This is a genomic window from Pseudomonas sp. ADAK2 TE3594, assembly GCF_053628675.1.
This window is the reverse complement of the sequence record NZ_JBRJGV010000001.1, coordinates 2,860,593-2,873,251: the sequence shown is the minus strand read 5'-3', so window position 1 is coordinate 2,873,251 and position 12,659 is coordinate 2,860,593. Positions and strand designations below refer to the sequence as shown.

The 12,659-nt window shown below is 61.6% G+C and carries 8 protein-coding genes; 6 read left to right on the top strand and 2 right to left on the bottom strand.

Features of this window, described 5'->3' with window-relative positions; all coding sequences use genetic code 11:
* Positions 1-60: 60 nt before the first annotated feature.
* Positions 61-1,836, bottom strand: coding sequence for a sigma 54-interacting transcriptional regulator (locus tag AB7M22_RS12965; protein ID WP_454186587.1), 1,776 nt, complete (start codon positions 1,834-1,836; stop codon positions 61-63).
* 294 nt (positions 1,837-2,130) lie between these two features.
* Here AB7M22_RS12965 and AB7M22_RS12960 point away from each other — a divergent pair, with 294 nt between their 5' ends.
* The 6 genes from AB7M22_RS12960 to AB7M22_RS12935 all read left to right on the top strand — a co-directional run bounded on the left by AB7M22_RS12960 (position 2,131) and on the right by AB7M22_RS12935 (position 11,210).
* Positions 2,131-3,606, top strand: coding sequence for a benzaldehyde dehydrogenase (locus tag AB7M22_RS12960; RefSeq protein WP_454186586.1), 1,476 nt, complete (start codon positions 2,131-2,133; stop codon positions 3,604-3,606).
* Between the two features lie 59 nt (positions 3,607-3,665).
* The gene (locus tag AB7M22_RS12955; RefSeq protein WP_454186585.1) at positions 3,666-4,433 is read left to right on the top strand and encodes a coniferyl-alcohol dehydrogenase; all 768 of its coding nucleotides are present in this window, start codon (positions 3,666-3,668) and stop codon (positions 4,431-4,433) included.
* Between the two features lie 101 nt (positions 4,434-4,534).
* The gene (locus AB7M22_RS12950; RefSeq protein ID WP_008012966.1) at positions 4,535-6,184 is read left to right on the top strand and encodes a DUF1302 domain-containing protein; all 1,650 of its coding nucleotides are present in this window, start codon (positions 4,535-4,537) and stop codon (positions 6,182-6,184) included.
* 15 nt (positions 6,185-6,199) lie between these two features.
* Positions 6,200-7,561, top strand: coding sequence for a DUF1329 domain-containing protein (locus AB7M22_RS12945; RefSeq protein ID WP_454186584.1), 1,362 nt, complete (start codon positions 6,200-6,202; stop codon positions 7,559-7,561).
* A gap of 69 nt (positions 7,562-7,630) precedes the next feature.
* A complete protein-coding gene (locus AB7M22_RS12940) occupies positions 7,631-8,734 on the top strand; it encodes a WD40/YVTN/BNR-like repeat-containing protein (RefSeq protein ID WP_454186583.1) in 1,104 nt (367 codons plus the stop codon).
* 52 nt (positions 8,735-8,786) lie between these two features.
* Positions 8,787-11,210 carry an efflux RND transporter permease subunit gene (locus tag AB7M22_RS12935; RefSeq protein WP_454186582.1) on the top strand — a complete coding sequence of 808 codons (2,424 nt, stop codon included), beginning with the start codon at positions 8,787-8,789 and terminating at the stop codon, positions 11,208-11,210.
* Positions 11,211-11,285: 75 nt separating this feature from the next.
* On the opposite strand, the gene mhpT is transcribed toward AB7M22_RS12935, so the two are convergent.
* Complete coding sequence (gene mhpT, locus AB7M22_RS12930) at positions 11,286-12,503, bottom strand: 3-(3-hydroxy-phenyl)propionate transporter MhpT (RefSeq protein ID WP_454186581.1); 1,218 nt, start codon at positions 12,501-12,503, stop codon at positions 11,286-11,288.
* Positions 12,504-12,659: the final 156 nt, after the last annotated feature.

Here is a 12,659-nt window from a genome sequence, read left to right as displayed (position 1 = left end):
GGTTAATGTTAATAACTATATTGGCAAGATAATTTCGTTTCATCCCCAGGTCGGCCTGCATCAGGCCGATGCCTGTCGGTACTTCTTCAGTCGGTAGGCAAACTGCGCACGACTCAATCCCAGCAGTCGCGCGGCGGCGGCCAGGTTGCCTTCGCTCTTTTGCAGCGCTTCGTCGATCAAGCGCGACTCCAGACCTTCAATGGAGAAGCCGTGTTCCAGACGAGCCAGGGTTTCCAGCAAGGCCGGCCGAGGCTGTGTGCTGGCGGGGCTGGGGTCAGTGGCTGCGAGGCTGCCATTGCCGTCCAGAGAGTACGCCTCCTGCGGCATGGGTTCGTTGCGAAACAGGTGGACCAGATCGATGGCTTGACCGTCTTCGCTGGCGATCAGGCCGCGCTCGACCAGGTTCTGCAATTCCCGCACGTTGCCGGGAAAGTCATAGCGCAACAGCACCTTGAGCGCGCGCATGGTCAGCCCGGCGGGCTTGCGGGCGTAGGCCTGACAGAAGCGTCGCAGGAACGCGTTGACCAGCAATGGGATGTCGTCACGACGTTCGCGCAATGGCGGCAACGTGATGGGGTAGACGTTCAGGCGGTAGAACAGGTCCTCGCGAAAGTCTCCGGCCGCCACGGCTTTGCGCAAGTCGACATTGGTAGCCGCCACCACCCGGACATCGACCTTGATCGGCTGGCTGCCACCGATGCGTTCGATCTCACGCTCTTGCAATGCACGCAGCAGCTTGCCCTGCCCGGGCAGGCTGAGACTGGCGATTTCATCGAGAAACAGCGTGCCGCCGTGAGCCCGTTCGAAGCGTCCAGGGCGCGAATGGGTCGCGCCGGTATAGGCGCCGCGCTCGACACCGAACAGTTCGGCCTCGATCAGATTGTCCGGGATCGCGGCGCAGTTGGGGGCCACGAAAGGTGCTAGATGGCGTGGGCTGAACTGATGCAACTGACGGGCGAACAATTCCTTGCCGACCCCGGACTCGCCGCTGAACAGCACCGTGGCCGGCGTCGGCGCAACGCGCTGCAAGGCGAGGGTCGCGGCGTTGAAGGCGGCGCTGGCGCCAATGGGTTTTGGCCCGCCGGGTAGTTCGCTGTCGTCATCCAGGGGCGCGGGCGCCGGAGCTGGACGCTGCTTGGGGGCGACGCTGGATGGCGTGGCGGTGAGGTAACTCAGGTCCTGTTCGACATCGCCCCATTGCTCGGCAGTCTTGCCGATCACCCGGCAGCTCTCATGGCCCATGCCGCGGCACTCGGTTTCACGGAAGATCACCAGGCGGCCAAACAGCCCGCTGACATAACCGATGGCATAGCCCAGTTCGGTCCAGCACACCGGATCCTGGCCGATCCCGTAGGCGGCGATATGTTCGTCGGCCTCACAGGAGTGGTGCCAGAGGAACTCACCTTCGTAGAAGCCTGAGTCGGCGTCGAATTTGAAGTGCAGGGGTTCGACCTTGGTCATGCCTTCGAGCGTGTGCAGGCGCGTGCCGGCGGAGAAAACCGCCGCGGCATCGGCGTCTGGCCAGCGCTCGCGGATCAGCCGCGCATCGCGTGCACCGGACAAATAGCCGGTGCGGGTAAACAGACCGCGGGTCTGTTCCAGTCCCTGGCGCTCGATAATCTCCCGCCGCAGCGCGCCGAAGGATGAACTGTGCAATAGCAGCATGCGCTGGTCGTTGAGCCAGATGCGCCCGTCGACAGGGGAAAAGAACAGGCATTCGGTCAACTCGGCCAGGGTCGGTGAGTTGCCCTCGGCCAGTTGCGTACTGTCTCCCCGGGGCGAGAAATGTTCCTCCTGCACCGCGAGATGAGGAAGCAGCGAATGGGGATTATTCATTGTTATATGCCCCTGAGCGAGTCGACTGATCGAAATGATCAATTAGCAAAACAGTTATTAAACATAACTTTATCATTTGGACAAGTGGCCGGGTGTCGGCCGAGGGCCGAACGCTTCGCTCTATTCGTCGATGCTCCTCCCAAGCCCTCAGGCCAGAGCCTTCGCTACCTAAAACGCAGTGCAACGCAGGAAGTCGGCACAGCCCTTGCTCTAGTGCTTCAAGACGCAGACGACCTTCATCGCTTTAGCAAGGCCGCGTCAGGCAATTACAAACACAAGAGCCGGGAGACCGAAATGTCGGTAAGTGAACCATCTGATTTTCTGCGGGACGAGCTGTGGTGCGAACGCATCTTCAATGGCGACTGGATACGTCCATTGGGCGGCGTCAATAGAGTCATCGAGCCGGCCACCGGAGAGGTACTGACCGTCACAGGATTGGCCGATGCGGCGGACATCGCGTTTGCCAGCCTGATCGCTGCCCGTGTTCAACCGGCCTGGGCGGCATTGGGGCCACGGGAACGCGCAGAGATCTTTCGCAACGCCGCAGCCTTGGCCCAGCAACACTTTGCCGAATTGGCGCTGTACATCGCTCGGGAAAGCGGCGGCAGCCTGTTCAAGGGTGAGCATGAGGTTCGTGAGGCGATCGTGTTGCTGCATCAGGCTGCCGGCCTGCTGTCGCAACCCCATGGGTTGGTCCTCCCAAGCGAAGCGGGGCGTTTGTCCTATGCGCGCCGGTTGCCCCATGGCGTGGTCGGGGTGATCTCGCCGTTCAACTTTCCCCTGGTGCTCTCCCTGCGCTCGGTGGCACCGGCGCTGGCGGCCGGCAACGCGGTGGTGCTCAAGCCCGATCCGCAGACCCCGGTCAGTGGCGGTTTCATCATTGCCCGGTTGTTCGAGGCGGCCGGTCTGCCCAAGGGACTGCTGCAGGTTTTGCCGGGCGCAGCAGTGGCCGGTGAGGCCCTGTGCCGCGACCCGCATGTTCGGATGATCGCGTTCACTGGTTCTACCGCAGCCGGGCGCAAGGTCGCGGAGGTGGCTGGGCGTCATCTGAAAAAAGTCGCCCTGGAGTTGGGAGGGAAGAACTCGTTGATCGTGCTCGAAGATGCCGATCTTGAATTGGCGGCGAGCAATGCCGCTTGGGGTGCCTGGTTGCATCAGGGGCAAATCTGCATGGCCACCGGACGCATCCTGGCCCATGAATCGATCGCGCAAGAACTGGTCCGCCGGCTGGCAGAGAAAGCCCGGGCGATCACGGTCGGCAATGCCGCTCGCGGCGAGGCGGTGCTGGGGCCTTTGATCAACAAACGACAGCTGCAACGGGTGCATGAAATCGTCACGGAGAGTGTGACTGCCGGGGCAACACTGGACGCCGGCGGCGAGTTTGAACGGCTGTTCTACCAACCCACGGTGCTTTCCGGCGTGCGCCCGGGCATGCGCGCATTCGACGAGGAAATCTTCGGCCCGGTGGCCACGGTGGTGAGTTTTTCCAGCGACGATGAGGCCATCGACCTGGCTAACCGCACCGAGTATGGCTTGTCCGCGGGGATCATTTCGCCTTCGGTCGGGCACGCGATGGCGATTGGCGAGCAACTCAATTGCGGTCTGCTGCACATCAACGATCAGACGGTGGCCGACGAGTGCATCAATCCGTTCGGTGGGCGCGGCAGTTCGGGAAATGGCGGCAGCGTGGGCGGCCCGGCCGACTGGGACGAATACACCCAATGGCAGTGGGTGACGGTCAAGGATAAGGCGCCACGCTACCCGTTCTGACGGACAAGACCAGACCGACGAGGTCGGGCGAGTACACAAAAATAATAAGAGGACTCAACATGAAACTCGACAACAAGATTGTGCTGGTGACCGGGGTCTCTTCGGGTATCGGCGCCGCCACTGCAAGCCTGCTGCGCGCCCATGGCGCCCACGTGATTGGCGTCGATCTGAAGGCCCCGCACATGACCCTGGACGGTTTTGTTCAGGGTGATCTGAGCAGTGCCGAGAACATCGACCGGCTCCTGCCGCAGCTACCGGAACGGATCGACAGCCTGTGCAATATCGCCGGGGTGCCGGGCACTGCGAACCCGCAACTGCTGGCGCAGGTCAACTACCTGGGGTTGCGTCACCTGAGCCAGGCATTGCTGCCACGCATCACCGCTGGCGGCAGCATCGTCAATATCGCCTCGATCCTCGGCGCCGAGTGGCCATTACGCCTGGAGTTGCACAAGGCGCTTGCGCGCATCGAAGGTTTCGCCGCCGCGCAAGCCTGGCTGTCCGAGCACCCGGTACCGGATGAGACCTGCTACCAGTATTTCAAGGAAGCCTTGATCGTCTGGAACTACCTGCAGGCCCAGCCCTGGTTTCTCGAACATTCAGTGCGCATGAACAGCGTGGCGCCGGGCCCGGTCTTCACGCCCATCCTCGGCGACTTCGTGAGCATGCTCGGTGAAGCACGAACCCAGGCCGATGCCCATCGCATGAAGCGCCCCGGTTATGCCGATGAGGTGGCGGCGGTGATCGCTTTCCTGTGTGCCGACGAGTCGCGCTGGATCAACGGCGTCAACCTGGCGGTCGATGGCGGATTGGCCTCCACCTACATCTGAAACGCACACCTGTAGACAGCGGCGCAAGCCGCTAACTGAGCGTGCTGGCTGGCGCCACACGTGCAAAGCCATGCCAAAAATAAAAATAATGAGGAGCGTCCATGGACAACGTTAAACGTTGCTTTCGTTTCAAGCATTGCGCCCTGTTCCTGGCGTTATGCAGCACTGGCGTAATGGTCGAAAGGGCCGAGGCCATGCAAATGGACCTGGGTGATTCGGACTGGAAACTGCGTTGGGACAACACCATCAAGTACAGCCAGGCCTGGCGTCTGCAAGGTCAGGACAGCCGATTGGTCAACGCACCGACCGCTAATGGCCTGTACCCCTCGATCCAGAGTCAGGGCGATAAAAACTTCAGCAGCGGCTTGGTCTCCAACCGCCTGGACCTGTTTTCCGAAATGGACCTCAGTCGGCAAAACTATGGGTTGCGTGTGAGCGGCGCGGCCTGGTACGACGATATCTACAATCAGGACACCGACAGCAGCGAGCAGCCGCATTTCCTCAGCGAAACCCGCGAGCTCCACGGTCGCGACGCGGAAATTCTCGACGCCTTCGTGTTCCTGCGCGGTGACCTCGGTGACGACTCCCAGGGCGTGGTGCGTCTGGGCCGGCACAGCCTGATCTACGGTGAAAGCCTGTTCTACGGTGGCAACGGCATTGCCAATGCCCAGGGCCCGACCGATGTGGTCAAGTTGCTCAGCGTGCCGGGAACCCAGTTCAAGGAGATCCTGCGCCCGGTCAATCAGATCTCCGGGCAGTTGCAGATCAACCCGCAGTTGTCGGTGGGCGCTTACTACCAGTTTGAGTGGGAGCGTTCCAATCTGCCCGGCGCCGGCAGCTACTTGAGCGATGTCGATGCCATCGGTTACGGCAGCGGTTCGCTGCGCGAAGTGTTCGGCAACGACACGGTGAATGGCGGCGATGTGAAGCCACGAAATTCGGGGCAGGGCGGCATGCAGATTCGCTTCAAACCGACCGGGACCGAACTGGAGCTGGGTTTCTACGCCGCGCAGTATCACGACAAAACCCCGATCGGCCTGTATGCCTATCTCGACGGTGCGGCCGCGGCGGCCACCGGGCTGCCGATCCTGGGTTCTTATCGTCAGGTCTACGCCGAAGATATCAAGACTGCCGGCGTCAGTTTCTCCACTGCCTATGGGCCGTTCAACTTTGCCGGTGAAACCTCCGTGCGCTGGAATGCGCCGCTGGTAAGCAACCTGCAAGTGGTGACCCCAGGCATGGAGGCCGATGGCGGCGATGATTCACTGTTTGCCCGAGGCAAAACCGCTCACGCCAACCTGTCGGCGATTTACCTGTTATCGCCTGGCGCTTTCTGGGATGGCGGTTCGGCACTGGCCGAACTGGCCTGGAACCGAACCCTGAGCGTCACCGAGAACGCTGCGGCGCTGGACTCCAACACCACCCGTGATGCCACGGCGCTAAGGGTTTTGGTAGAGCCTGCGTACTTCCAGATTGTCGACGGGATCGACCTGACCGTGCCAATCGGCATGGGCGTGGTGCTCGACGGGCGTTCTTCGGCCGTCAACAAATCGGGCTTCGGCAATACCCATGCGGGTGACTGGAGTGTCGGGCTCAAGGCCACGTACCTGCAGCGCTGGGATGTCGGCCTGAACTACGTGAACTTCTTCGGTGCGCCGAAAGCCGGGCTGCGCGAGGACGGCAATTTCAGTTACGGGCAATCGCTGGCCGACCGCGATTTTGTCTCGCTCTACGTGAAAACCTCATTCTAATAAGGTGGATTCGCCATGCAGAACAACGCTTTCCTGAACACTTGCGTCCTTACCCTGGCCCTGGCCGGCATCAGCCCGGCGCAGGCAGCGGTGTCGCCTGAACAGGCTGCACGTTTGAAGTCTGAACTAACGCCCCTTGGTGGTGAGCGCGCCGGCAATGCCGATGGCAGCATCCCGGCCTGGGACGGCGGCTACACCAAGGTCGCGCCGGGCTACAAGCCGGGTGACAAACGTGCCGATCCATTCGCCGGCGAGAAACCGCTGTACTCGATCAAGGCCTCGAACATGGAGCAGTACGCCAGCGGATTGGCCGAAGGCACCAAGCTCCTGCTGAAGAAATACCCGGACTATCGCCTGGACGTATACCCGACCCATCGCTCGGCAGCGGCCCCGCAATGGGTGTATGACAACACCGGCAAAAATGCCACCCGTGCCACGCTGGATGTGGACACCGAGAAAGTCAGCAGCGCCTATGGCGGTATCCCGTTCCCGATCCCGGATAACGGCGCGCAAGTGCTGTGGAACTACCGGTTGTCCTGGCAGGGTGGCGAGACCATCAGCGCACCTTTTGATACCTGGCTGATGACCGCCGGTGGCAAGAAGGTCCAGGCGACCCGAGCGCTGTTCAGCTATCAGTTTCCCTACTACTCCGAAAGCGGCAGCCTGGAAAATTTTGCCGGCAAGTACCAGATTGGCAAGCTGCTGACCGAGCTGCCGTCATCCAAGGCCGGCGAAGGACTGATGACCCATTGGGACATGGACCCGGCCAACCGTGCAGCCTGGCAATATCTGGTCGGCCAGCGCCGGGTACGGCGAGCGCCGAACATCGCCTACGACACCCCGGACTTCGTCACCTCTGGTGTCGGTCTGTTTGACGAAGCGTTCATGCTGTTCGGGCCTACCGACCGCTACGATCTCAAGCTTGCGGGCAAGAAAGAACTGATCGTCCCTTACAACAATAATCGCGCCGGCCTGGCCAAGAGCGACGACCTGGTCAAGCAGAACTTCCTCAATCCTGATCTGGTGCGCTGGGAGAAGCATCGGGTCTGGGTGGTCGAGGCCACGCTCAAACCCGGCAAGCGCCATGTGGTGCCGCATCGGACCTACTACGTCGACGAGGACTCCTGGCAGATCCTGATGGTCGACGGGTATGACGCCCAGGGCAAACTGGGTCGGCAGATGTATTCGCTGACGCTGTTGGCACCGGACCTGCCGGCGCTCACTGCGCAGGTCATGTGGGGCAGCTACAACCTCGATACGGGCGCCTACTTCCTTAACTCTTCGAGCAACGATCTGGCGGTCCAGTACCAGACGATCGCAAAACCTTCGGCTTCCTTTTACACACCGGATGCCATGGCCAACGAAAACATGCGTTGAACCATGGAGCGCCGTGACGAGTGAAAAACTCGTCGCGGTCGCTGGCGATTTTCCAGGCGGGATAAAGACATGAACGTTGAAAAAATCTTTGCGAGTTTCGGTCTGCGATGGAGTGGCTGCGCGCTGGCGTTGTGTCTATTGGCGAGCACGTCCATGGTTGCGCAGGCCGCGACGTTTGCTGTGCTACAGCAGCCGGCACTGCCGACCGCCAAGGCCGCGCGCGCGGTATTGCTTGGGTTGGCCCGGGCTGGCGAGCGTCTGGTGGCGGTCGGAGAGCGCGGCATCGTGTTGCTCTCGGATGACTCTGGAATGACTTGGCGCCAGGCCCGTGTGCCGGTCAGCGTCAGCCTGACCGCGGTGCAATTCGTCGACGCGGAGCAGGGCTGGGCGGTCGGTCATCTGGGGGTGGTGTTGCACACCGAGGACGGAGGCGAAACCTGGCACAAGCAACTCGACGGTGAGCGTGCCGCCGCGCTGGCGGTGCAGGCCGCGGAGCGCGATGCCGATCAGCCGGGCGGCGCCAGCCACCTTGCGCAGGCACGGCAGATGCTGGATGACGGGCCGGATAAACCGTTTCTCGACCTGTACTTCAGTGACCGGCTGCATGGCTACATCGTGGGTGCCTATAACCAGATCTATCGGACCGACGACGGCGGACGAAACTGGCGACCGTGGATGCAGCATGTGGACAATCCGCAGGGCCTGAACCTGTATGCGATCCGTGCTTCGGGTAACGATCTGCTTCTGGTCGGAGAGCGCGGTCTGTTGTTGCGTTCGACCGATGCCGGGCATTCGTTCAAGGCCCTGAAATCACCTTATGAAGGCAGCTTTTTCGGTCTTCTCGGTACCCGCGACGGAGCGTTGATTGCCTATGGATTGCGCGGCAACGCCTGGTGGTCCGAGGACCGTGGCAGCAGTTGGCGACGCCTCGACACCGGCGTCGAATCAACGCTGGCGACCGCCATCGAACTGCGTGACGGCAGCCTGCTGTTGGCCAGCCAGAGCGGCGAACTGTTGTTCAGCCATGACCAGGGTCGCAGCTTCGACAAGCGCCAGAGCCGCAGCGGCGGGACGGTCGCTGCCGTGCAACAGACAACCGACGGCAGTCTGGCCAGCGTCGGTTTGAGTGGCGTGGCCACTGATCAGGATCCGCGGGCCTCCGCCAAACCTTGAAACTTCACGGTGTAGCGCTATCGGGCCATGGCCCGTGCAACAGGAGTCAGACTTGAAAGACGACAAAACCCAAACCGTGATCGGCCGCCTGGAAGACTTCGACCAGGCGTCGGGCAACTTCGCCGAGCGAATGATCTTCAACCATCGGCCGCTGGTGATCCTGCTGTGTCTGCTGGTGACGCTGGTGCTCGGTTGGCAAGCCACGCGCATTGGCATCAACGCCAGCTATGAGAAGACCATCCCTACGGGGCACCCCTATGTCGCCAACTTCCTGGAGAATCGCAGCGAGTTGAGCGGTCTGGGCAACTCGTTGCGGATCGCCGTGGAGGTCAACCAGGGCAGCATCTTCACCAAGGATTACCTCGACACCCTGGCCAGGCTCAACGACGAGCTTTATCTGCTGGCGGGTGTCGACCGCCCCTACATGAAGTCGTTATGGACCCCGACCACACGCTGGACCGCCGTGACCGAAGAGGGGCTCGATGGCGGCACCGTGATCCCCGACGATTACGATGGCTCGGCGACCAGCATCGAGCAGGTGCGGACCAACGTCGCCCGTTCCGGTGAGGTCGGTCAATTAGTGGCCGGTAACTTCAAGTCCAGCGTGATCTTCGTGCCGCTGCTGGAAATCAGTCCGCAGACCGGCAAAGCCCTGGACTACGGCGAGTTTTCCCGACAGCTGGAGGCGCTGCGGGACAAGTACCAGACCGATGAACTGCGCATCCACATCACCGGTTTCACCAAGATCGTCGGCGACCTGATCGAGGGGCTGACCCAGGTCTTGTTGTTCTTCGTGATGGCTGTGTTGGTGACCGTGGTGGTGCTTTACGGTTACACCCGTTGCGCGCGCAGCACCCTGGTGGTGGTGACCTGTTCGCTGGTGGCCGTGCTCTGGCAGATGGGCCTGCTCGCGATACTTGGGTTTGAGCTGGACCCGTACTCGGCGCTGGTGCCGTTTCTGGTGTTCGCCATCGGCATGAGCCATGGCGCGCAGAAGATGAACGGCATCATGCAGGACGTCGGTCGTGGCACCCATCGGGTAGTGGCGGCGCGTTATACCTTTCGCCGACTGTTCGCCGCCGGCATGACCGCGTTGCTCTGCGATGCGGTGGGTTTCGCCGTGTTGCTGCTGATCAATATCCGGGTGATTCAGGATCTGGCGATTACCGCCAGTCTCGGCGTGGCGGTGCTGATCTTCACCAATCTGATTCTGCTGCCGATCCTGCTCAGCTACATCGGTGTCAGCCCGACAGCGGCGCAACGCAGCCTGAGTTCGGAAACCGCCGAGCTGCAAGCACAGATCAAGCATCCGTTGTGGCGTGTGCTCGATTTGTTCACCCAGCGGCGCTGGGCCATTGGCGCCATGCTGGGCGGCCTGCTGCTGGCAGCGTTCGGTTTTGCCGTGAGCCTTAACCTGAAGATCGGCGATCTCGATCCTGGCGCCCCGGAGTTGCGCGCCGACTCGCGCTACAACCGCGACGCGCTGTTCATGACCCAAAACTATGCGGCCAGTTCGGATATTTTTGTGATCATGATCAAGACACCAGAAGATCAGTGCACGCGCTACGCCAGCCTGTCTGCGGTGGATGCGTTGGCCTGGCAACTGGAGCAATTACCTGGCGTGGAGTCGACCACTTCGATGGCGGCGCTGAGCAAGATCGCCACGGCCGGTTACAACGAAGGCAACTTCAAGTGGTATGAGCTGATCCCCAATGACGGTGCGCTGGGCGCCGTGCAGACCCGTGCACCGCGGGAGCTGTTCAATCAGGGCTGTTCGATGCTGTCGCTGTACGTTTACCTGTCCGATCACAAGGCCGATACCTTGAATCGGGTGGTGGAGGCGAGCGAGGCCTTCATCGCTGCTCATCAGGTGCCAGAGGTCAAATTCATGCTGGCCGCCGGCAGCGCCGGTATCGAAGCCGCGACCAATATCGTGGTGAAAAAATCCATGCACGAGATGCTGTTCTGGGTCTACGGCGCGGTCAGCCTGCTGTGCCTGCTGACCTTCCGTAGCTGGCGTGCAACCCTTTGCGCGATGCTGCCGCTGATGCTCACCTCGATTCTTTGCGAGGCGCTGATGGTGGGACTGGGCATGGGAGTAAAAGTGGCGACACTGCCGGTCATCGCGCTCGGCGTGGGCATCGGCATCGACTATGCGCTCTATGTGTTGAGCGTGATCCTGGCTCGAATGCGTGCCGGTGACACCCTGGCCCAGGCCTATTACCAGGCGCTGTTGTTCACCGGAAAAGTGGTACTGCTGACCGGCATGACACTGGCGGTCGCGGTATCGACCTGGGCCTTCTCGCCGATCAAATTCCAGGCCGACATGGGCATCCTGCTGGCCTTCATGTTCCTGGTGAACATGCTCGGTGCCTTGATCCTGCTGCCGGCGCTGGCCTGGCTGCTACTGCCGCAGAAGGTCTTCGCAAAAAAGCCTGAGGCGAGCGTGCTTGTGCAGTGGGTCAAGGAGGGCTGAAGGGGCTCGGCACGCCGGACCCTGTGGGAGCGGGCTTGCTTGCTCCCACAGGTCTCGCGTTTTAACTGACGGGAATCAGGCCTTGGCCTTTTCCATCGATACAGTCAGTGGGGCCGAACGGGCAATCACGCTGATGATGGTCAGTGCTGCAATCACCAACCCGGGGGAGGTCGCCAGCAATACCCCGGTAGTGCCAGCTCCGGCCGCCAGAATCTGCCCCGCGGCCAAGGGCCCGGCGACTGACCCCAGGCGACCGATGGCCACTGCCGCGCCGACACCGGTGGCACGCACCGAGGTCGGGTACGACGGCGGTGCCAGGGCGTAAAGCACCAGTTGCGCAGCCATCACAAACAACCCCGCGGCAAACCCGGCGATGCCCATTGGGACAATGCCCACCGACAGGCCGACTCCGGCCAGCGCCACCAGCAACCCGGTATAGACAAACAGCACCACCTTGATGCCGTTGCAGCGATCCAGCAGCAGCCCGCCGAGCAGGGAGCCGAGAGCGCCGCCGATATTGAACAGCATCTGCACCAGGCCCGCCTGGGGTTTGCTGAAACCCAGTTCCAGCAGCAGTGATGGCAGCCAGTTGAGCAACATGTACATCACGGTCAGGGTGAAGAAGTAACTCAGCCACAACGCCAGGGTGACGCGAGCCCGGCCTTCGCCGAACAGTGCCTGGCCGGTTGAAGCGCGCGCCACATTGACAGTCCCTTGCTGCTGGCGAAAGGCGCTGGACTCGGGCAGCAACAGGATCATCAGCGGCACCACCAGCAGCGGTGCGAGACCGCCGATGATGAAGGTCGCCTGCCAATGATCGGTGAACAGCATGGCGACCACCGCCGCCAGTGCTCCACCCAACGGCACGCCGGCATACATGATGCTGATGGCGGTACCACGGCGTTGTTCACCCACGGCTTCGGCACACAGGGCGATCAGGTTGGGCAGGGCGGCGCCCAAGCCCAGGCCGGTCATGAAGCGCGCCAGCAGCAGGCTGGAGAACGTGCTGACGTAGGCAGTGCTGAGCGAGAACACGCCGAACAGCAGCACGGCGCCGATGAGGATTTTCTTGCGACCGATGCGATCGGCAATCCAGCCGCCGAAGAAGGCGCCCGGCAGCAAGCCGATGATGCCGGCACTGAACACCCAGCCCATCATTTTCGGGTCCAGGGCAAAGGTTTGGCGCAGGCCCGCGGCGGCAGTGCCGGCAGCTTGCAGGTCGAAGCCTTCAATCAGTGCAACGATAAAACACAGGGCGATGGTCAGCGTCGTACGACGTGATGGGGTGTCCATGGCGAACCTCATTATTGTTTTTTTGTGGGTGTGCTGACGGGTGAACGCGAGCCTACTCGCCTCAAGCGATGACAGGCTGGAATTAAGATTAACAAAGATAACTAAAAAATGAACGGTCAAGGATATTCGCTAGAAAATGTCATTAACTCCATTGAA